The sequence below is a fragment of the Qipengyuania sp. ABI-127-1 genome, assembly GCA_022953095.1.
Lineage (GTDB): Bacteria > Pseudomonadota > Alphaproteobacteria > Sphingomonadales > Sphingomonadaceae > Qipengyuania.
Map to the genome: position 1 here is coordinate 251,086 of JALJCR010000002.1, position 20,030 is coordinate 271,115.

General features: G+C 63.1%; 19 protein-coding genes. 7 read left to right on the forward strand and 12 right to left on the reverse strand.

The window, feature by feature from the left end:
* Positions 1-6: 6 nt before the first annotated feature.
* Entirely contained in the window at positions 7-738 is a 732-nt protein-coding gene (locus tag MUY37_RS10660) for a response regulator transcription factor (RefSeq protein ID WP_499195348.1), read from the reverse strand.
* 204 nt (positions 739-942) lie between these two features.
* On the opposite strand from MUY37_RS10660, the gene MUY37_RS10665 reads away from it, so the two are divergent.
* A complete protein-coding gene (locus tag MUY37_RS10665; RefSeq protein WP_499195349.1) occupies positions 943-2,541 on the forward strand; it encodes a phosphoenolpyruvate carboxykinase in 1,599 nt (532 codons plus the stop codon).
* Positions 2,542-2,664: 123 nt separating this feature from the next.
* Here MUY37_RS10665 and MUY37_RS10670 read toward each other — a convergent pair whose 3' ends face one another.
* On the reverse strand, positions 2,665-4,245 hold the full coding sequence (locus tag MUY37_RS10670; RefSeq protein ID WP_499195350.1) for a tetratricopeptide repeat protein: 1,581 nt from the start codon (positions 4,243-4,245) through the stop codon (positions 2,665-2,667).
* Between the two features lie 74 nt (positions 4,246-4,319).
* A complete protein-coding gene (locus tag MUY37_RS10675; protein ID WP_499195351.1) occupies positions 4,320-6,173 on the reverse strand; it encodes a DUF885 domain-containing protein in 1,854 nt (617 codons plus the stop codon).
* A 66-nt stretch (positions 6,174-6,239) separates the two neighbouring features.
* On the opposite strand from MUY37_RS10675, the gene MUY37_RS10680 reads away from it, so the two are divergent.
* Positions 6,240-6,449 carry a hypothetical protein gene (locus MUY37_RS10680; protein WP_499195352.1) on the forward strand — a complete coding sequence of 70 codons (210 nt, stop codon included), beginning with the start codon at positions 6,240-6,242 and terminating at the stop codon, positions 6,447-6,449.
* Between the two features lie 7 nt (positions 6,450-6,456).
* Here the strand turns inward: MUY37_RS10680 and MUY37_RS10685 are convergent, their stop codons facing one another.
* Both MUY37_RS10685 and MUY37_RS10690 read right to left on the reverse strand, forming a co-directional pair.
* On the reverse strand, positions 6,457-7,122 hold the full coding sequence (locus MUY37_RS10685; protein ID WP_499195353.1) for an energy transducer TonB: 666 nt from the start codon (positions 7,120-7,122) through the stop codon (positions 6,457-6,459).
* A 226-nt stretch (positions 7,123-7,348) separates the two neighbouring features.
* Positions 7,349-8,005 (reverse strand): alpha/beta hydrolase, encoded by a 657-nt coding sequence (locus MUY37_RS10690; RefSeq protein WP_115417831.1) that lies wholly within the window; start codon positions 8,003-8,005, stop codon positions 7,349-7,351.
* An 82-nt stretch (positions 8,006-8,087) separates the two neighbouring features.
* Here MUY37_RS10690 and MUY37_RS10695 point away from each other — a divergent pair, with 82 nt between their 5' ends.
* The 3 genes from MUY37_RS10695 (at position 8,088) to MUY37_RS10705 (ending at position 11,091) form a co-directional block, all read left to right on the forward strand.
* A complete protein-coding gene (locus tag MUY37_RS10695) occupies positions 8,088-9,179 on the forward strand; it encodes a cysteine desulfurase family protein (RefSeq protein ID WP_499195354.1) in 1,092 nt (363 codons plus the stop codon).
* A 509-nt stretch (positions 9,180-9,688) separates the two neighbouring features.
* Positions 9,689-10,765, forward strand: coding sequence for a cysteine desulfurase family protein (locus MUY37_RS10700; RefSeq protein ID WP_499195355.1), 1,077 nt, complete (start codon positions 9,689-9,691; stop codon positions 10,763-10,765).
* Positions 10,762-11,091 carry a 2Fe-2S iron-sulfur cluster-binding protein gene (locus MUY37_RS10705; RefSeq protein ID WP_499195356.1) on the forward strand — a complete coding sequence of 110 codons (330 nt, stop codon included), beginning with the start codon at positions 10,762-10,764 and terminating at the stop codon, positions 11,089-11,091. The genes MUY37_RS10700 and MUY37_RS10705 overlap by 4 nt, the downstream gene beginning before the upstream one ends.
* On the opposite strand, the gene MUY37_RS10710 is transcribed toward MUY37_RS10705, so the two are convergent.
* The gene (locus tag MUY37_RS10710; protein ID WP_499195357.1) at positions 11,088-12,038 is read right to left on the reverse strand and encodes a DUF4349 domain-containing protein; all 951 of its coding nucleotides are present in this window, start codon (positions 12,036-12,038) and stop codon (positions 11,088-11,090) included. The genes MUY37_RS10705 and MUY37_RS10710 overlap by 4 nt on opposite strands.
* A 203-nt stretch (positions 12,039-12,241) precedes the next feature.
* Positions 12,242-12,799: a type 1 glutamine amidotransferase domain-containing protein gene (locus tag MUY37_RS10715; RefSeq protein ID WP_499195358.1), complete on the reverse strand. Its 558-nt coding sequence runs from the start codon at positions 12,797-12,799 to the stop codon at positions 12,242-12,244.
* A 144-nt stretch (positions 12,800-12,943) separates the two neighbouring features.
* On the opposite strand from MUY37_RS10715, the gene MUY37_RS10720 reads away from it, so the two are divergent.
* Both MUY37_RS10720 and parC read left to right on the forward strand, forming a co-directional pair.
* Complete coding sequence (locus MUY37_RS10720) at positions 12,944-13,717, forward strand: ion transporter (RefSeq protein WP_499195359.1); 774 nt, start codon at positions 12,944-12,946, stop codon at positions 13,715-13,717.
* A 58-nt stretch (positions 13,718-13,775) separates the two neighbouring features.
* A complete protein-coding gene (parC, locus tag MUY37_RS10725) occupies positions 13,776-16,067 on the forward strand; it encodes a DNA topoisomerase IV subunit A (protein ID WP_499195360.1) in 2,292 nt (763 codons plus the stop codon).
* 116 nt (positions 16,068-16,183) lie between these two features.
* Here parC and MUY37_RS10730 read toward each other — a convergent pair whose 3' ends face one another.
* The 5 genes from MUY37_RS10730 to MUY37_RS10750 all read right to left on the reverse strand — a co-directional run bounded on the left by MUY37_RS10730 (position 16,184) and on the right by MUY37_RS10750 (position 19,993).
* Positions 16,184-16,714, reverse strand: a complete 531-nt coding sequence (locus MUY37_RS10730) for a hypothetical protein (protein WP_499195361.1) — start codon at positions 16,712-16,714, stop codon at positions 16,184-16,186.
* A 230-nt stretch (positions 16,715-16,944) separates the two neighbouring features.
* Positions 16,945-18,129: a CCA tRNA nucleotidyltransferase gene (locus MUY37_RS10735; protein WP_499195362.1), complete on the reverse strand. Its 1,185-nt coding sequence runs from the start codon at positions 18,127-18,129 to the stop codon at positions 16,945-16,947.
* Positions 18,126-18,728, reverse strand: coding sequence for a CoA pyrophosphatase (locus MUY37_RS10740; protein WP_499195363.1), 603 nt, complete (start codon positions 18,726-18,728; stop codon positions 18,126-18,128). The genes MUY37_RS10735 and MUY37_RS10740 overlap by 4 nt, the downstream gene beginning before the upstream one ends.
* Entirely contained in the window at positions 18,725-19,273 is a 549-nt protein-coding gene (locus MUY37_RS10745) for a DUF1285 domain-containing protein (RefSeq protein WP_499195715.1), read from the reverse strand. The genes MUY37_RS10740 and MUY37_RS10745 overlap by 4 nt, the downstream gene beginning before the upstream one ends.
* A 198-nt stretch (positions 19,274-19,471) precedes the next feature.
* On the reverse strand, positions 19,472-19,993 hold the full coding sequence (locus tag MUY37_RS10750) for a GNAT family N-acetyltransferase (protein ID WP_499195364.1): 522 nt from the start codon (positions 19,991-19,993) through the stop codon (positions 19,472-19,474).
* Positions 19,994-20,030: the final 37 nt, after the last annotated feature.

Below are 20,030 nucleotides of genomic sequence, written 5' to 3' on the forward strand. Positions count from 1 at the left end.
TCCGTCTCAGCCTTCGTTGAAGCTGTAGCCCGCGCCGTAGAGGGTCTCGATCGCGGAGAAGGCCGGGTCGATACTGCGGAACTTGCGGCGCATGCGTTTGATGTGGCTGTCGACCGTGCGGTCGTCGACGAAGACATCGTCGGGATAGGCCGCATCCATCAACTGGTTGCGGCTTTTGATCACGCCCGGACGCGCGGCCAGCGCCTCGAGCAGCAGGAATTCGGTTACCGTCAGCGATACCGCCTGCCCGCCCCAGGTCACGTGGTGCCGCGCCGGATCCATGAACAGCCGCCCGCGCTCGAGCACTTCGCCGGGCTTGTCGTCGAACTGTTCGGACAGCAGCAGCGGATGATCGCCGCCGCTGCGGCGCAGGATCGCGCGGATGCGCGCCAGCAGCAGGCGCAGGCTGAAGGGCTTGGCGATATAATCGTCCGCGCCCATTTCGAGGCCGGCTTCCTCGTCGGTTTCGTCATCCTTGCTGGTCAGGAAGATCACCGGCAGCGGGGACTGTTCGCGCAGGCGTCGAAGCAGTTCCATTCCGTCCATCTTGGGCATTTTGATATCGAAGATCGCCAGATCGGGCGGGTTCGACAACAAGGCGCCCAGCGCCGCTTCGCCATCCGAGTAAACTCGTGTGTCGAAACCTTCGGCCTGCAGGGCGATCGAAACTGTAGTGAGAATGTTGCGATCATCGTCGACCAGCGCGATGACTGTCCGGTTTTCCTCGCCCGTAGGCATGGATTCTCGCCCTGTGCTTTCCATCGTTTCGTGACTAGCCCTATTGTCGTGGCAAAACAACGCGGCGCTGTTCCACAGCGGCACTGAATGCCGGGCCGCAATTTGACGCAACGGCATGGGACGACTATTGGCGAGCGGGAAGGCCGCGCATTCGTATGCGAAGGCGATTCCCGGACCAACCCGCATCATGCGCTGGAGGATTCAGTGACCTTTCCGCTTTCCCACTCGCTTGCCGCGCAGGGCATCGAGACCACTGCCACCATTCACCCCAATCTGACCTCGGAAGAGCTGACCGCCGCCGCGCTGGAAAACGGCGAAGGCCGCCGCGCCAAGGACGGCCCGCTGGTCGTCGAAACCGGCAAGCACACGGGACGCAGTGCGAAGGACAAGTTCATCGTCCGCGATGCCGAAACCGAGGATACGGTGTGGTGGGACAACAATGCTTCCATGACGAGCGAGCATTTCTCCGCGCTCAAGGAAGATTTCCTCAAGGCCGTGGCCGATAAGGGCGATCTGTACGTGGCCGACCTGTTCGGCGGTTCGCAGCCCGAATATCGCGTGAATGTGCGTGTCATCAACGAGCTTGCCTGGCACAACCAGTTCATCCGCACGCTGCTGGTTCGCCCGACCGAGGCGGAGCTCGACGGTTTCGTTCCCGAATATACGATCATCGACCTTCCGACCTTCCGCGCCGATCCGGAACGTCACGGCTGCCGCAGCGAAACCGTGATTGCGGTGAACTTGTCTGAGAAGCTGATCCTCATCGGCGGCACCAAATATGCCGGCGAAATGAAGAAGAGCGTCTTCGGCATCCTCAATTATCTTCTACCGGCCAAGGGCGTCATGCCGATGCACTGTTCGGCCAATATCGGTCCCGACGGCAAGAGCGCGGTGTTCTTCGGCCTGTCGGGCACCGGCAAGACCACGCTTTCGGCCGATGCCAGCCGCACGCTGATCGGCGATGACGAACATGGCTGGTCGGACACGGCGGTCTTCAACTTCGAGGGCGGCTGCTATGCCAAGATGATTCGCCTAAACCCCGAAGCAGAGCCGGAAATCTACGCCACCACCAAAATGAAAGGCACCGTGCTCGAAAACGTGGTGATGAACGATGCGGGCGAAATCGACCTCGACGATAACAGCCTCGCCGAAAATACCCGCGGCGCCTATCCGCTGTCCTCGATCCCCAATACCTCGGAAGAGAATATGGGGCCGCCGCCGTCTAACGTCATCATGCTGACCGCCGATGCTTTTGGCGTGCTGCCCCCGATCGCGCGGCTGACGCCCGACCAGGCGATGTATCACTTCCTGTCGGGCTATACGGCGAAAGTGGCCGGCACTGAAATCGGCGTGACCGAACCGGAAGCCACCTTCAGCACCTGTTTCGGCGCACCTTTCATGCCCCGCCACCCGAGCGTTTACGGCAATCTGCTGAAAGAACGTATCGCCAAGGGCGAGGTCGCCTGCTGGCTGGTCAATACCGGCTGGACCGGCGGCAAATACGGCACTGGCAATCGGATGCCGATCAAGGCCACCCGCGCGCTGCTCAATGCCGCGCTCGATGGCAGCCTGAACAATGCGGAATTCCGCAAGGATCCGAATTTCGGTTTCGAGGTGCCGGTGAGCGTGGAGGGGGTGGACGATGCCATTCTCGATCCGCGTTCGACTTGGGCCGACAAGGACGAATACGACCGCACGGCCGCCAAGCTGGTCCAGCTTTTCGTTGACAATTTCGAACCTTTCGCCGCGCATGTCGATCAGGGTGTGCGCGATGCGGCACCGACGAGTGCGGTTGCCGCCTGATTGAGATCGGCTCCGCCATCGGAGCCCACGATTTGGAGAGGAGACCCCCGGCCGCGGCGACGCGGACCGGGGGTTTTGCCAATGGGAAGGTAGGGGTGAACAAAAGCCAGTGGCCGGATGCTCTTACGTGCTCGGGCCTTCGCTCTCTTCATCCTCTCCTGCAGTGTCGTCGGCAATCGCCTCGAGTGTGCCGGTCGGGTCGGCCATCGGGCCAGGGCGCCATTTAGTGCCCTCCGCGACCTCGGCCAGCTCGTCTAGATAGAATTGCGCGACGCGCGCGAGTTCGCCACCATGCGGATTGGCCGCCACCGGATCGAGGCTGCTGCGGGCGATGGCGATCTTGCCCTCGCTGGCCTGCATGAGCCCCTTGTTCATGGCGAGGCCTTGGTCGAACAGCGCAAGTTGTGAGGCGCGCTCAAGCGCATGTCGGGCGGTTTCATTCGGTTCCACGCCGCGCTCGACGAAGCTGCGGTAGTAATAGATCAGCGGTATCGGATGATCCTGCTCGATCCTGTTGAGGGCGGAGAAGGGCTGCATTGCCACCCCGTAGGCAGCATCCGGATCTTCGGCGTCCTCGGCTTTTGCGAAAAGCGCGTAGCCTTTCTGGATCAGTGCGTTCTTTACCGCTGGATCGATTGCCAGCGCGGCATCGGCGACAGCCACGGCGCGATCGTAATTGCCAGCGTCGAATTCGGCTTCCGCCAGCGTCGCGAGCACTGCTTGATCGTCCGGGAATTCGGCGGCGACCTCGCGCAGGTCGGGCAGTAGTTCGAGCGCGTCTTCCCGCGTCACGCCGCGCTGCAAACGAATGCGGAACGGCATAACCTCCCCTTCGCCTTCTGACAGCTTGCGCACCCGGACCGGAGCGGTCTCGAGCGCATCGGCCCCTAGATTCCACACCTTCATTCTGCGCTGACGGAGGTAACGGTCGAGGTCTTTCTGAAGCTCGTCGAAATCGCCGAAGGCCTGGTTGGCCGCCTCGACCTGGTCGGTGCCACGCGTGATCGCGACGAGGTACTGCCCAAGTTGCCCGCGGCGATCTTCAGCGAAATAGAGGTAATGGTACAGCAGCCAGGCGCGACCGTAAAAGGCGTCGTATCGCTTGCTGCGGTTCTTTCTGTAGAGTTCCGGATCGATCAGTTCGCGAACGCTGACATCCTTGGCGTGGAACAGTTCGCCGGCCCGATGACGAGCCGGACCGCCGATTGAGATACCGCCATCTTTTTCGAACTTCGCCGATGCATAGAATTCCGCCGCACCTTCGTTGACCCAGCGCGGCAACGCATAGGGCGAATTCGACATAAGGTAATGGTGCGCATATTCATGCAGCAAAATGGTGACCGAAAAATCCGTCCGCCGCTTGTGCATACGGATATCGGGCACGAATGCTCGCGAAGCGCCGGCACGCGAGAAATAGAAACCCGCAACATTGTTCGCGCCCTCGCCAAGGAGTTTGCGGACCTTGTTCTCGCTGCCGACCACGAAAATCGTCACGCGGTTGGAGGGGCTGGGTTTCGTGTCTTCTCGTATGTTCAACACATTCAAGGCGGCGTGATAGCGCTCCAGTGCTTCGCCGAATTCCTGCACGTCTTGCCAGCGATCGTCCGCATAGACGACGAAATGGTCCGATTCCGCCGCATACCAATCGGCTTGCGCGGGAAACGCGAAGACCAAGCTCGCAAGGAGAAGTAGAACCCTTTTCATCAAATCGACCCCTGAAATCCAATCAGGTCGACCATTGCATGATGATTATTACGGTTGAAGTCTCAATATGCAGTCTAGCCCCAATTCTTTGCAATATAGCGGCCTACATTCTTCTCCAGAACGTCCATGGGGACATTACCACCCAGCACCACGGCGTCGTTGAACGCCTTGAAGTCATAGGCTGCGCCCAATTCGCGCTGTGCGCGGGCGCGTTGGTCGACGATGCGGCTGTGGCCGAGCTTGTAGCCGGTCGCCTGGCCCGGCCAGCTGCAATAGCGGTCGACCTCGCTCTCCACCTCGGCCGGTTTGCTGCCATTGCGGGTGACGAAGAAATCGACCGCCTTGGCACGGCTCCAGCCCTTGGCGTGGAGGCCAGTGTCGACTACCATCCGGCAGGCGCGGAAGGCGAGGCTCTGCAAATATCCCAGCCGACCGACGGTGAAATCGTCATAAGCGCCCAGCTCGTCGGCCAGTTGCTCGCCATAGAGCGCCCAGCCTTCACTGAACGGATTGAAGGCGAGGATCGAGCGGATCAGCGGCAGGCGGTTCGAATATTCGCCCTCCCACACATGGCCCGGAATGGTCTCGTGATAGGTCAGATCGGCTAGGTCGTATTTGCGGTGCAGATCCGTGGTCCTCAGGTTGATCCAGAAGCGGCCCGGGATCGTCCCGTCCTTGCTCCCCGCGCCGCCATAGGCGCCCGGCGCGCCGACTTCCTCGGCGGGCGGAATGCGGCGCACCTCCATGTTCGGATCGACCAGCGTGTTGAAAGCACGCGGCATCTGCGCCTTGATCCAGTCTACCCGCTCGGCGATGAAATCCATGATCTCCGCGCGCCCCGGATCGCCCTTGGCGAACTGGTAACGCGGGTCCTGCGACAGAGCCTGCATGCGCTCGCCAACCGTACCGCTGGTATAGCCGATATCGCGCAGGATCGGGTCCATGCGCGCATGCAGCGCATCGAGTTCCTCCAGACCCTGGCGATGCACCTCGTCGGGGGTCAGGCGGGTGGTCGTGCTCGACCGCAGCGCCCAGTCATAGAATGCATCGCCATGGGCGCGCGCGGATATGCCCGGATCGTCCGTCGCCACAGCTCGCTCGGCGCGTAGTTCTTCGAGCTGGCGGGTCAGCGCTTCGGCGATCGGCCCGGCTTCGAGGATCGCCGCGCGGTTGGCGTGGCTTTCCGGCATGCCCTTGGCCGCCAGCTTCGCGCGCAGATCGTCTGCGAAAAGCTCGCCCTTTCCGGCGCTGGCGATGGTCTGTTCCATCTGGCGAAGCGCCTTGTCGAGCAGGAAGGAAGGCGGCACCACGCCCATGCCCCGGGCCGCGCGAATGCGTGCAAGTTCACCATCGAACACCGCGGGCATCTGTTCCATCCGTTCGATATAGGCATCGGCATCGTCGCCATTTTCGACCTTGTGGTTCGATTGCATGAACCGTGGCAGGGCGAGATACTCGCCGACATTCTGAATCACGACATAGGGTGCGGTACGCCAGTTGCCGACGGGTGTATCGCCATAGGGCAGGGCAAAGCCGTCGAGCGCGAGGTCGTAGGCGCTTTCGACCACGTCGAGACTGGTCAGCGTGTCGCTGTCGAGTCCTTCGCGCGAGTAAGCGCGGACACGGGCGAGATCTTGCCGCAATGTCGCGGCATAGGCTTCCTGCCCCACAGGCGATTGGTCCTCGAGCCTGCCGCGCAGGTAAGCATATCGCCCGGTGTCGACTCCCAGCGCCGTCGCGCGTTCGGGTTCGTGTTCGAGCAGGTTATACCCCACGACCTCGAGCAGACGCTGCGCCCCGATCGAGCGCGCCTGCGATATGGCCTCCGGCCGGGCCGTGGCGGCGCATCCGGAAAGTGCGAGGGCGGAGGTCGCGCCGAGACCGGCAAGGGCTTGGCGACGGGTGATGGCTGTGCTGGCAATGGTCATGCCCACGGGTGTGCTTCGCACGCGCAGGGCTGTCAAATACCGTGCAAGCTGCGTATGGCGACGTGCATGCTCGATACCGTGCTCTCCATCACCGTCCTTGCCGCGATCCTGCTGATTATCGGCGCCTTCTTCCTATGGCGCCGCACGGGCAATGTGAAAAATGCGCTGCTGATGGTGCTGCTCGCCGCAGTCGCGCTGATGAATGTCGCGATCTGGACGCTGCCCGATGCGGGCGGCGAAGCCCCGCTCGACAGGCTCGAGCAGGGCGCCCGCTAGCTGCGGCTTACTCGGGCAACTGCCAGAGCACCGATCCGGTGTAACTGCCTGCCACCGCCTCGCCATTGCCGCCGCGCGCAGGCTCGAAACGGGCGCGCTTGCTGACCAGACGGCAGGTGGCCGCGTCGAGCTCGTTATGACCGGTCGAGCCGGTGACAGCGCATCCGGTGACGCGGCCATTGGCGGCGATTTCCAGTCGGAAGGTGGCCAGGCCGGTAAGTTCCTTCCTGATCCAGACCGGGCGATAATCATTATTCGACAGCCACGCGCCGGGATCGTTCTTCGGCCTCGCGCCGACTGGATCGAAGCTCGGCTGCGGCGTCGGCTTTGGAATCTCCACGCCGAGGCCCGGCGAAGGCTTGGGAAGTGGCGGGAAAACCAGCGGGGTCGAGGGAATCGTCGGTTCGACCGGCTTCAGGTTCAGCTTCTGCCGGGGAATGTGAACCAGTGGCTGGGTCGGTTCGGCCGGTTTCGCCTCGACTGGATCTGCTGGCTTGGGCGGCGGTGGCGGCTCGACAGGAATATTGGTCGCGCCGATCTTGTTGACGATCTGCGGCAAGGTGCCGGTTACCGTAAGGCCGGTGACAAGCAAGGCGCCAACCGCAGCATGCACACCGATAACGGCGGCCATTCCGGCGGGCGAGGGCCTGCGCGTTTGATCCACGTAAGACATGGTTTCATCCTCCTCCAATGCGGGAGACGGCGACCCGACTCCTCGTCTCAGGAATGTTACAACGTAACAATGCCGAGGCAAGAAGTTTCGCGTTGCAGATCGCAATGCGTTTTCGTCGTGCCGGGTGCAGCGTGCTGCATATCCAGCAGCGACGAACCCGTAGAGGCGGGGTCGAAAATTGGAATCAATGGGAGACGCCGCCCATCGGGCTGGTGCGTCTAGGCCATCACGTGATCGGACAACTCGGGTCGAGGCGGAAGTCGAGATAGTTGTCGACCGACTTCATCAGCTCTTCCTGCTCGTTTTCGAAGAAGTGGTTTGCGCGCGGAATTTCTTCGTGATGCACGGTGATGTGCTTCTGCGTGCGCAGCTTCTCGACCAGCTTGGTCACCGCCTGCGGCTGAACCACCGTATCCTGCGCGCCGTGGATGAAGATGCCGCTGGCCGGGCAGGGGGCGAGGAACGAGAAGTCATACATGCTCGCGGGTGCGCCGATGCTGATCCAGCCGCGGATCTCGGGGCGGCGCATCAGCAATTGCATGCCGATCAGCGCGCCGAAGCTGACGCCGGCGACCCAGGTCACCTGCGCTTCGGGGTGGACCTGCTGCACCCAGTCGAGCGCACTGGCCGCATCGGAAAGTTCGCCGATACCGTTGTCGAAGCTGCCCTGGCTGCGACCGACGCCGCGGAAATTGAAGCGCAGCGTGGCAAACCCGCGATTGACGAAGGTCTTGTACAGCCGCTGGGTCATTTGCTCGTTCATCGTTCCGCCACCTTGCGGGTGCGGGTGGAGAATCATCGCCACGGGTGCGCGGGGGCGCGGAGCGGGGGAGAAACGGCCTTCGAGGCGGCCTTCGGGGCCGGGAAAGATCACGGTCGGCATGGGAGGTATACCCTGGTCGAAATTTTCATGGGCGCGGTGCCCGATCAGGACTTGCGCGAGGTTGCGCGCTATATAGGGTTTATTGCCCAAATCGCAATCATTTCGAGACCGTATCATCCCAGACCGTATCTATCTCGACCATGCCGCCACCATGCCGCTGCGTCCCGAAGCGCGCACAGCGATGGAGGAGGGGTTCGACCAATGGGCGAATCCCAGCAGTCCGCACGCGCAGGGGCGCAAAGCACGCAAGCTTCTGGAGGACGCACGCGAACGGGTAAGGGCGGCACTCGGTTGGGAGGGGGAAGTGATCTTCACTTCGGGTGCGAGCGAGGCGGCAGCGCTGGCGCTGCGGCATGCCAAGGCGGGTGCCCGGCTGGTCTCCACAGTGGAGCACGATTGCATGTTGCAGGCCGTGCCCGATGCCGAGCGTTTGCCGGTACGCAGCGATGGCGCGCTCGACCTCGATATTCTGTGCGAAGCGGTGCAGCGCGAAACGCCGCTTGTCGCCGTCCAGCAGGTCAATTCGGAAACCGGCAATCGGCAGGACCTGGCCGCCATTGCGGGCATCGTCCACCAGGCGGGCGGCCTGCTCCTCGCCGATTGCGCGCAAGGCGCAGGCAAGATGCCGCTGGCGCCATGCGATATGGCGGTCCTCGCCGCGCACAAGTTCGGCGGGCCGATCGGCGTGGGTGCGCTGCTGGTGCGGGATTACGCCATGCTGTCGCCATCGGGCGGGCAGGAGCGCGGCTACCGGCGCGGGACCGAGAACATGCCCGGCGTGCTGGCCATGGCGGCGGCGCTGGAGGCCTGCGACCAGCCCTTCCTCGATCCCCATATCCTCGCTCGGCTCAACGAGCTGTCGGCGACATGCCGCGACATCGGTGGCACATGGCTTTCCGACCGCCTTGCCGATCCCACACCCTATATCCGCGCCGTCGCCATGCCCAATATGAGCGCCACGGCGCAGGTCATGCGCTTCGACATGGCCGGGATCGCCGTATCCCAGGGTAGCGCCTGTTCCAGCGGGACGATGAAGACCAGCCGTGTGCTCGACGCGATGCAGGTCGAGCCCGAAATCGCCGCGAACACGATCCGCGTCTCGGTCGGCTGGAACACGACCCGCGCCGATGTGGAGCGCTTTTGCGAAGTGTGGCTCGAGTTGGCTAGGTCATGAGTTTTGCCAGGTGTTTCTGTCTCGTCGCCCCGGACCTGATCCGGGGCTGGTGCTTTGCTTTTGGCAAGCCTCGCCAAGTGAGCCCGATCCCGGATCAAGTCCGGGATGACGGCGTGGGGGCGAGTCCGGGATGACGGCGTGGGGGCACCGTCATGATCTATCTCGATTATCAGGCCATCACTCCGCCTTCCCGGAGGCGCGCGATGCCATGCTGCGCTGGCTCGCCGGGCGCTGATCCCGCGCCGCGGTGTTGGCATTCCCTCCGGGCAGCCGCGTCGGCGCGATGCCGGGGCTGAGTGACGGCGATGAATATTCCGCTTTCCTACTCGACATTTGCACGGCAGGTTCTGCGCCATGTTCGAACCGACAGCCCCCCCGGCCCACCCTGCAAGTGTCACTCACTGCGGATTTTTGCAACACACTGTAATTGAAGAAAGTCTTTGCGGTTCTTCATGGGTGACACGGTGTCACCTTCGTCACCCGGCTGTCCGGGTGCCGGGGCAGGGGGCATGATCTATCTCGACTACCAGGCCACCACCCCGCTCGCGCCCGAGGCGCGCGATGCGATGCTGCGCTGGCTCGACGGGCCGGGCGGCACCGGTTTCGGCAATCCGCATTCGGCGCACCGGATGGGCCGTCAGGCAAAGGCCGCGATCGAGCTGGCGCGCGACCAGGTCGCCGCGCTGTTCCCGCCCAATGGCCGCGTGATCTTCACCGGCGGTGCGACCGAGGCGCTCAATCTCGCCATTCGCGGCTCCGGACGGGGCGGCACGGTCTCTTACTCTGCGATCGAGCATTCGGCGGTCGGCGATACCGCGCAGGACGCGGGTAAAAGCCATGTGCTCAACGTCGCCAATACCGGCCAGTGCAATACGAAGCAGGACCTTCCGGCCGACACGCGGCTGGTCTGCGTCATGCAGGTCAATAACGAGATCGGCACCATCCAGCCGACCATCGAATGGCACCGCAAAGCCAAGGGAGCGGGCGCGCTGTTCCTGTGCGATGCGGTACAGGCCTATGGCAGGATCGAGCTGACCGGCGCGGATATGATCGCGATCTCGGCGCACAAGTTCCACGGCCCCAAGGGCGTCGGTGCGTTGTGGGTGCGTGGCGGGCTCGATCTGCACGAGGTCCAGACCGGCGGCGGGCAGGAATTCGGCCTGCGCTCGGGCACGCTCTCGCCTGCGCTCATCGCGGGCATGGGTGCGGCGGCGGCAGAGGCGAAAGACCGCATGGAGCAGGACCGCGAGCATGTCGAAAAACTCTGGAGCCGGGCGCGCGAGATGTTCGCGGGCTGGACGCTCAACGGCAGCGAGGAGGCGCGCTGGCACGGTAACTTCAACATCCGCCGCGATGGCCTCGACGTCGCCCGGCTGATGAGCGATGTGCGCGACGTGATGTTTTCCGCCGGATCGGCCTGCGCCAGCGGTTCGGGCCGCCCGAGCCATGTGCTCAAGGCGATCGGTCTTTCGGACAGGCAGGCGAAAAGCTCGATCCGCCTGGGCTTCGGGCGCTATACCACGTTGGAAGAGATCGAGGAGGCCGCGAGCAAGATCAACGCGGCTGCGAAGGCGCAAGGGTTGTGAGAATCGAATTCGAAACTGCGCAGGGCGAAACCGTCACTGCCGAGGCCGAGCCGGGCGACAATCTGCTGCGTGTCGCGCAAGGGGCGGGCCTCCCGCTGGAGGGAACCTGCGAGGGCCAGATGGCCTGCTCCACCTGCCATGTTGTCGTGGCCCCCGAATGGTTCGACCGGCTCAAGGAAGCGAGCGAGGAGGAAGAGGACATGCTCGACCTCGCCGCCGGTGTCGCGCGCACGAGCCGTCTGTCCTGCCAGATAATGCTAACGGCAGAAATGGACGGCCTAACCGTGCGCATCCCCGCGACGAGCCACGATATGCGGGGGTTCTAGGAGGTTTCGGTGTTCTCCGGCTTTGTCCAGCCGGCTCCAATTCCGGTTGACAGGCCGAAACGCCGCCAGACTTTGCCGCCCAGCCACGCCAGCAGCCCCAGCGGGACAAGGACGGCGAGCAGAACGATCAGTATGCTGATCATCGTACCGAAGATGCCGCCCAGCGAGTTCCACGCATTGCGGATCGGCTGGGCGAAACCGCCAATAGCCGGTTTGCCGCTTTCATAGGTCACGCTCATGTTCGAATAGGCAACGCGTCCGCGCATTTCTGCCAGCCAGCTTTGCGCCTGGTCGATCTCTTCATTGACCTGCGCCACGCCGCGCTCCGCTGCTACCAATTCAGAAACGGTCCCGCGGCGATTACGCAGAACATCCATCAGCCGGTCCCGCAGCACGGTGCGTGCCCGCAACCGTGCTTCTGTATCGACGATGCGTTTGGACAGGTCCTCGCCCTCGATCGAGGAGGAAACGAGCTTGCCATCGACCTTGCCGCTCGCATTGGCAAGTTCCTTGCCGAATGTGCGTGCATCGCGGGCGCGTACGGCCAGCGTCAGGCTGCCATAGGCATAGTCGCCCTCGTTCTCCGCCTGGTCCATCGAGATGATGCGGCAGACCTCGGCACCCTTCGCTTCGCACATATCGGCGTGACGTTCCTGTAAAGGTCGGATCGCATCGGAGGGCAGACGGAAACCATAGGCATAGCGATAAGCCACCTGCGGCGTGCCGACCGGGATTTCGCCGCCGCCGGAGATGGTGTCGCTAGCCTCACCCTCGGCGGCCTGGGAGGCCATCGCCGGAGGGGGAGGCGGTGCAGCCATTTCATAGCTGGCCGCATCCGCTGCTTCGATATCCATCGTCGACACGCGTTCGACGGTATCGCTCTCGCCGCCGCTGCACGCAGCCAGAACCAGCATTGAAGCGGACCCTGAAAGCAAACGTATCCTCATGATTTTCTCCTCTTCCCTCACCCGTCCCAGTTCCGCCTTATTTTCGCCACAATATTAACACAGCCGAAACGCGTTTTGTATCAATGTTACAGCGTAACATGTTCGCGCAAGCCAGCGATGGAGAAATCCGCGAGTGCGCTTCACGCAAAAAGCCCCGCCGCATTGCTGCGACGGGGCTCTCGCTGTGAAGCGTTTTCAGCCGTTTAGGCGGTTTCGAGCTCGCGCTTGTCGACGCTTTCGCCCAGCATTTCGATCAGCGCCTTGGTGAAGGCTGGAATATCGTCGGGATTGCGGCTGGTGATGAGGTTACCATCGGTGGCAACTTCCTGGTCTACCACCTTCGCGCCCGCATTCTTAAGATCGGTGCGGATCGAGGGCCAGCCGGTTACGGTCTTGCCGTCGATCAGACCTGCCTCGGCCAGCAGCCAGGGTGCGTGGCAAATCGCGGCAATCGGCTTGTCCGCCATGCCGAATTCGCGGACGATGGCGACGGCGCGCTCGTTCATGCGGAGAATATCGGGGTTCATCTGTCCACCGGGGAGCAACAGTGCATCATAGCCTTCGCAGCTCGACACATCGTCCACGGTCTTGTCGACTGCGACGCTTTCGCCCCAACCGTTATCCTTCCAGCCCTTGATTTCGCCACTCTCGAGACTGACGATTTCGGTCTCGATACCGGCGTTCGCAAGGTTGGCCTTTGGCTTCATCAGCTCCGATTGTTCGAAGCCATTGGTGGCGAGGATCATTACGCGCTTTGTCATAGTGCAACTCCTTGATTTCTTGTTGCCTGTTCAACGGTTGGCGCGCAGCGCACGTTCCGCCGTGACAGCCGAGGCGTGGCGGTGGTAGGGCGGGTCGAAGATGGCCGCGCGATCCGGCCTGTTTCCTATCTGGAGTGTAAGAAAATGAGCCTGCGCGATAAGGTGCGCCAGCTGGTCGAGACACGCGCGTTCGAGCGTTTCATCATCGCGGTTATCGTCATCAATGCGATCGGGCTCGGCCTGGAGACCTCACCTGCGATTATGGCGCGGTTCGGGTCCGTTATCGTGGCGCTCGATGCGATTGCGCTCGGCATTTTCGTGGTCGAGCTGACGCTCAAGCTCTTCGCCTATGGCTGGCGCTTCTTCCGCAATGGCTGGAATGTGTTCGACTTTGCCATCGTGACTGTCGCGCTCATGCCGGCAGCGGGCGCATTCTCGGTCCTGCGTGCGCTGCGTATCCTGCGGGCGCTGCGCCTGATTTCGGTGGTGCCGAGCATGCGCAAGGTCATCATCGGATTGTTCAGCGCCATTCCCAGCATCGGAACGGTCATCGTAATGCTGCTGCTCCTATTCTACATCAGTGGGGTAATGGCGACGAAGCTGTTCGGTGGTGAGTTCCCTGAATGGTTCGGCACTCTGGGCGCTTCGCTCTATTCCTTGTTCCAGATCATGACGTTGGAAAGCTGGTCGATGGGCATCGTGCGGCCGGTGATGGAGGTTTTCCCCTACGCCTGGGCCTTTTTCGTGCCCTTCATCCTTCTGACCAGCTTCATCGTCCTCAACCTTTTCATCGGTGTGATCGTCAACGCGATGGCGGAGGCAACCGAAGACGAAGCGCATGACGAACGCGAGGAGATCCTGCGGGAGCTCAAGGGCCTGCGCGAAGACATAGCCGGTCTGAAAAGAGGTGAGGATTAAGCGCCGCTTTTTGCTCAGCGGTCTCCCGCAGGGCCGAGCGCCTTGCTAGGGAGGTCGAATGGCCGATGTGACCGATATTCCCGATTCCGATCCGTTCGACACGATTGTCGACGCGCCTTTCGACAGCGCGTTGTCCGAACGCTACCTCGTCTATGCGCTCTCGACGATTACCGCCCGTTCGCTGCCTGATCTTCGCGACGGGTTGAAGCCGGTCCATCGCCGCCTTTTGTGGACGATGCGCCAGCTAAAGCTCGATCCCACGAGCGGCTTCAAGAAATCGGCCCGTGTGGTCGGGGAAGTCATCGGTAAGTACCATCCGCATGGCGATACGGCTGCCTATGATGCGATGGTCCGCCTCGCGCAGGATTTCGCGCTGCGTTATCCGCTGGTGGAAGGGCAGGGCAATTTCGGCAATATCGACGGCGATAACGCCGCTGCCTACCGCTACACCGAAGCGCGCCTGACCAAGACGGCGATGCGCCTGATGGAGGGCCTCGACGCCGGTACGGTCGACTTCATCCCGACCTACAATAACGAGGAGGAAGAGCCGGAGATCATGCCGGGTCTCTTCCCCAACCTGCTCGCCAATGGCGCGAGCGGGATTGCCGTGGGCATGGCGACCAACATCCCTTCGCACAATGTTGCCGAAATCGTCGATGCGACGCTGGAAGTGATCGACAATCCGCATGTCGATCACGCACGGCTGATGGAACTGTTCAAGGGGCCGGACTTTGCCACCGGCGGGATCGTAGCCGAAAGCGCCGAGACGATCAGCCATGCCTACGAGACCGGGCGCGGGAGCTTCCGCGTGCGGGGCCGGTTCCACGCTGCCGAAGCAGAAAAGGCCGAGGATCGCGAGGCGGGCATCGAGCGATTGGGCGGCGGGCAATGGCAGTTGGTGGTGAGCGAAATTCCCTACCAGGTTCCCAAGGGCAAGCTGATCGAACAGATCGCACAGGCCATCGCCGACAAGAAGCTGCCGATCCTTGAGGACGTGCGCGACGAGAGCGACGAGCATATCCGCATCGTGCTCGTCCCGCGCAGCCGCAATGTCGATCCGGAACTGCTCAAGGAATCGCTCTACAAGCTGACCGATCTCGAAACGCGCTTCGGCCTCAATCTCAACGTGCTCGATGCGGGACGCACGCCGATGGTGATGGGGCTGAAGGAAGTCCTGACCCACTGGATCGCCAGCCAGATCGACATCCTCCAGCGCCGCAGCCAACACCGGCTCGATCAGATCGCGCGGCGGCTGGAACTGGTCGAAGGCTATATTATCGCCTTTCTCAACCTGGACCGGGTGATCGAAATCATCCGCACCGAGGACGAACCCAAGCCGGTGATGATGGAAGAGTTCAAGCTCACCGACCGGCAGGCGGAGGCGATCCTCAACATGCGGCTGCGCAGCTTGCGCAAGCTGGAGGAAATGCAACTTCGCGGCGAGAAGGACGATCTGCTCAAGGAACAGGACGAGCTGGAAAAATTGCTCGGCTCGCCCGCACGCCAGCGCACGCGCTTGAAGCGAGACCTGAACGCCCTGCACAAGGAATATGGCAAGGATACCGATCTCGGCCGCCGACGCACGACGATCGAGGAGGCCGCCCCCGCGGTCGAATTCAGCATGGATGCGATGATCGAAAAGGAACCGGTCACGGTGATCCTGTCGCAAAAGGGCTGGATCCGCGGGGCCAAGGGGCATCTGCCTCTGGATCAGGAGTTCAAATACAAGGAAGGCGACGGGCCTGCCTTCGTGTTTCACGCCCAGACCACGGACAAGCTGCTGCTGGCGACCGATAAGGGCCGGTTCTTCACTCTGGGCGCGGACAAACTGCCCGGCGCGCGCGGCTTCGGCGAGCCGGTGAGGAATACACTCGACATCGATGCGACCGCGCAGATCGTGGCGGTGGTGGTGCACGAAAAGGGCAAGCGGCTATTGCTCGCCGCGAGCACCGGCAAGGGTTTCGGAACCACGACCGATGAATTGCTGGCCGAAACACGCAAGGGCAGACAGGTCGTCAATCTGAAGGGCGATGCGCGGCTCGCAGTGGTCCGGCCAATCGCGGCAGGGCACGATCATGTTGCGGTGGTGGGCGACAATCGCAAGCTGGTGGTTTTCAACCTCGAAGAACTGCCGACTCTGTCGAAAGGGCAGGGGGTCAAGCTGCAAAACTATCGCGATGGGGGGCTGTCGGATGCGACCACCTTCACGCTCGCAGAGGGCCTGTCCTGGCAGATGGGCGGCAAGGGCGACCGCACGCGCACGGAAGGTGAAATGTGGCAGTGGAAGGTTGCGCGCGGCGGCGCCGGACGCCTCCCGCCGCAGGGTTTCCCGCGCGACAATAAATTCTAATACTTTGGGCTTGCGTGCCGGACAGTGGTCCTGATCGCGCGCATCAACCGCAACTAAAAAAGCCGAAGGCGATTGCTCGCCTCCGGCCTTTGTAAACCCGTCCAAGGGTAGTGGGATTATTCCCCGGTGCTGTCGGCGGCGGGAGCAGCCTGCGCCATCGCTGCCTCGATCTGCGCATTGGTCAGCAGCGCCATCAGGCCATGCTCGCCGCTGCTGAAGTGCTCGCGCAGCAGCGTGACCTTCTGGGTCTCGTCGCCACCGCGGGCGATCACGATGTTGTCGCCGTTGATTTCAAGCACGGTGCCGAGCGGCGCGTGTTCCGCGTCCATCGCCTGCGCACCTACGACCAGCGCGGCATCGCGCTTGGCAGCGGCTTCGGCAAGCTGCGCGTCGATCATGCCGTCGATCTGCGCCTTGGTGACAGTGATGGTCGGGCCGGCTTCACCCTGGCCATACATATCCACCGCCAGCGGAACCTTGTGCTTGCCGGTGTCGAGCACGGTCTGGCCGTTTTCGACCGAAACGATCGTGCCCACGGCATTACCTTCGGGACCGGTCACGACTGCACCGGCAACGACCTGCTCGTTGGCCAGGGCGGGGGTGGCGGCGAGGGCGATGGCGGCGACGGCCAGCTTCGCGAATTTCATAATGCAACTCCAAGACTTGTTATTCTTACGACGCGGCTCCCCCACGCGCGAAACGCGCGATCGAGCCGATCAAACTGGAAAACGCGGGCGAGAGTGGGTATTCCGCGCCACCCGCAAGTTCCCCCAAGGGAACCGGCGCTCTATTTCACGGATCGCATCTTTCTGCAACCGCGTGACATTTATGCTGCATTGCACCTTAAGCCAAGCTGAAGGATCGCAATTACCCGTGGTCAGCGGGCCGCGAGTTCCTCGTCGAGCAGAGCCTCCACCCTGTCACGGGAGGGGAAATGCTCCTCGACCCATCGGTTCTCGATCCGCTGGAGAATGCGCGCGACTTCCGGCCCCTTGCCCACACCGCGCGCGACGATCTCGCCACCTTTCAAGGGAAAAACGGGCGGTTCCCATTCCATGATCGGCGTCGCATCCGCGCCACCGATCAACAGGCGATCGATCGCGCATTCCATGCCGACCATATAGGCCAGTCCGCGCGGGTGTTCGCCGTCACCCATCTCGCGGCGGGCGACACATACCAACCGGCTGCGCTGGCTGCGCGACAGGCGCAGGCGGGCGGCCACCGTTTCGGCCACTGGCGGAATCGCGGGAAGTAGGGCTGCCAAGCGGCGCATGGGATCGGCTCCGATAACGGCGCGTCTTTCGGCAGCGATCAGGCGTTCAAGCTGCTCGACCTCGCGTTTGCCGCTTTCCGGCAGTACATGATCGAGTACGCCCAGCTCGCGCATTTTCGCGAGCGTCGCCGCAGGATCGGGCAGGGCCAGCAGGTTCAGCAATTCCTGACCGACCCGCTCTCGGCTCAGTCCCTTCAGGGTCGCGGCCAGTTCGCTGCAGGCGTCGGTTGCCTCCGCATCCCAGGAATCGCCGAAGCGGGTGACGAAGCGGAAGTAACGCAGGATGCGTAAATGATCTTCCCTGATCCGCGTCGCGGCATCGCCGATAAAGCGCACGTGCCGCGCGGCGAGATCGTCCAGCCCGCCGAAATAGTCGCTGATCTCCAGCGTTTCGGGATGCGCATAAAGCGCGTTGATGGTGAAATCGCGCCGCGCGGCGTCGTCCCGCCATTCCTCGCTGAAGGCAATCGTCGCGCGGCGCCCGTCGGTGGCGACATCGCGGCGCAGCGTCGTGATCTCGACACTGCCGTCGGCGAGGACTGCGGTGACCGTGCCGTGATCGATGCCGGTGGGGATGGTGCGGATGCCGGCAGCCTTGCAGCGATCGATCACGGTCGCGGGCAAGTGCCGCGTCGCCGCGTCGATATCGTTCGCCTCGTGTCCCAACAGCGTATCGCGCACGCAGCCACCGACCCAGCGGACATTCTGCGCCCCCAAGGCTTCGACCAGCTTCGCCAGGCTCGCGCGCTGTGTCCACGCGGCCCGGGGAAGGCGCGCACTCGTGCTCATTCGCGGGCCTCCAGCCAGGCGATCCGGCGCGACAGGTTCCAGCAGATTGCCGCCGTCACGCCCCAGATCCTGTAACCTTCGTGATCCATTTCGAGATATTCGCGCATCGCGCCTTTCCAGAACACCGAATTGCGGCCCCATTGCGATGCATCCATCAGCTTGTCGAGCGGGCATTCGAACCAGCTTTCGACTTCGCGCGGGTCGGGGCGAATTGGCAGGTCGTGCGGTACGGTGGCGAGTACCGGGGTGATGTCGAACCCGGTGCCTGTTTGATAGCGATCGGTCGTGCCGATGACGCGGACCTGGTCCGGCTCGATATGCAATTCTTCCCATGCTTCGCGCAGCGCCGCCTCCACCGCATCTTCGCCATGGTCGAGCTTACCGCCGGGAAAGGCGACCTGGCCGGGATGATCGCGCATGGTGCGCGGGCGCTGGGTGAGAAGGACGGTGGGACGTGGCTGCTCGGTCACGGCGATCAGCACGGCGGCGTCGGCCGTGCGTTCGGCATCGGCGAAGCGGCTGTCCGACATCAGATCGGCCATATCGCGGCTGTGGCCATGCTCGAACAAGCGGGTCAGGCGGTCGAAGATCGCACTCATGCGGGCAGCAGAGAGAAGCTCTGGCCATTGCTCGTCACCGTCCAGTCGTCACCGCGTTCGAGCGCGATCCGGGCGAGCTGTTCATAGGTCGAGCGGTTGAGCCGCGCTTCGCATCCGCGCCTGACATGAACGTAGATGGCCGGACGATCGGCATTGCCCGCCGCCCGGATCGGATGGTCAGGCCCGGCCACCACCAGCTCATCGGTGTTCAGCCGAAAGGCGAGATCGCCTTCGGTCTCGCTGACATCGGTGGCGATGAAGCAGGCGTCTTCTACCTCGATGCTCAGCTTTTGATAGGGCACGACGAGCCAGTAGCCGCCGTCTTCCTCGCGATTGAGCAGCCCGGCAAAGGCGCGAACCATGGCCGGGCGCGCGATCGGCGAACCCTCGTGATACCACGTCCCGTCGGCGGCAATGTGCATATGGCTCTCGCCGACATGTTCCGGTGACCACTGTTCGACCGGCGGCAGCTTACGCTTGGCAACCGCTTCGGCGATTTGGGCGAGCGACAGTCCGGCGAGTTCGGGGGGCGGGGTGTAAGGCACGGCGCCAGCGATGGCAGAAGGTGGTGGGAGAGACAATCCGTGTCTTTTTTCGGGTGCGCCTTCGACATCCGTCGAAGGCTTGCGGCACCGGCCCACTCCCCCACCCACGGCACGATACTGTTTTGGTGACCGGGTGGGCGAGTGGGACGGTGCCGCAGCAAGGTCAGGACGGATGTCCTGACCGCACGCACCAAAAAACTATCCCACCCACGGCCCCAGCATGCCCTCGACGGGCAGGATCGCCGGATTGCCGGTGCGCGCCAGCAGGCGGTGCTTCTCGAACGGGCCGGGGCAGTGCCAGCCCCCGGTGTGGGTGGCCACGAAATCCCAGCGGTCGTAATAGTCGGGATCGCCGATCATGACCTGCGGCAGCGGCGCCGCGCCATCATCGAACCCTGTATCGATCGCGCCGAGGCTTGCCGCCATGAGCGCCTTGCCGAAGCCTTCACCCTGCCGTCCGGGCATGACCGCGACGGGGCCGACCATGATCATCGGATGCGCGCGGCCCTGCGGGTCGGTCAGCGCCACGGGCCAGAGCTGGATCGTCCCGGCGAGATAATCCTCGTCGTCGAGCGCAGCGAAACTTAGCCCCTCGAGCCAGTCCATGCCTTCACGGATGCGATAGGCGGTGCGTGCATGGCGCCCCTCACCGAAAGCTGCGTCGAGCAGATCTTCGACCAGCGCCGGATCGATCGCGGAAAGGGGGACGAGGCTCGCCATAGGGCGCGCCGATTAGGCGCGCGCAGCGCCCAAGTCG

Coding starts and splice junctions, on each gene's coding strand:
- MUY37_RS10660 (WP_499195348.1), bottom strand. CDS start 738: ATGCCTACGGGCGAGGAAAACCGGACAGTCATCGCGCTGGTCGACGAT.
- MUY37_RS10670 (WP_499195350.1), bottom strand. CDS start 4,245: ATGAAAAGGGTTCTACTTCTCCTTGCGAGCTTGGTCTTCGCGTTTCCC.
- MUY37_RS10675 (WP_499195351.1), bottom strand. CDS start 6,173: ATGACCATTGCCAGCACAGCCATCACCCGTCGCCAAGCCCTTGCCGGT.
- MUY37_RS10680 (WP_499195352.1), top strand. CDS start 6,240: ATGCTCGATACCGTGCTCTCCATCACCGTCCTTGCCGCGATCCTGCTG.
- MUY37_RS10685 (WP_499195353.1), bottom strand. CDS start 7,122: ATGTCTTACGTGGATCAAACGCGCAGGCCCTCGCCCGCCGGAATGGCC.
- MUY37_RS10690 (WP_115417831.1), bottom strand. CDS start 8,005: ATGCCGACCGTGATCTTTCCCGGCCCCGAAGGCCGCCTCGAAGGCCGT.
- MUY37_RS10700 (WP_499195355.1), top strand. CDS start 9,689: ATGATCTATCTCGACTACCAGGCCACCACCCCGCTCGCGCCCGAGGCG.
- MUY37_RS10710 (WP_499195357.1), bottom strand. CDS start 12,038: ATGAGGATACGTTTGCTTTCAGGGTCCGCTTCAATGCTGGTTCTGGCT.
- MUY37_RS10715 (WP_499195358.1), bottom strand. CDS start 12,799: ATGACAAAGCGCGTAATGATCCTCGCCACCAATGGCTTCGAACAATCG.
- MUY37_RS10720 (WP_499195359.1), top strand. CDS start 12,944: ATGAGCCTGCGCGATAAGGTGCGCCAGCTGGTCGAGACACGCGCGTTC.
- parC (WP_499195360.1), top strand. CDS start 13,776: ATGGCCGATGTGACCGATATTCCCGATTCCGATCCGTTCGACACGATT.
- MUY37_RS10730 (WP_499195361.1), bottom strand. CDS start 16,714: ATGAAATTCGCGAAGCTGGCCGTCGCCGCCATCGCCCTCGCCGCCACC.
- MUY37_RS10735 (WP_499195362.1), bottom strand. CDS start 18,129: ATGAGCACGAGTGCGCGCCTTCCCCGGGCCGCGTGGACACAGCGCGCG.
- MUY37_RS10740 (WP_499195363.1), bottom strand. CDS start 18,728: ATGAGTGCGATCTTCGACCGCCTGACCCGCTTGTTCGAGCATGGCCAC.
- MUY37_RS10750 (WP_499195364.1), bottom strand. CDS start 19,993: ATGGCGAGCCTCGTCCCCCTTTCCGCGATCGATCCGGCGCTGGTCGAA.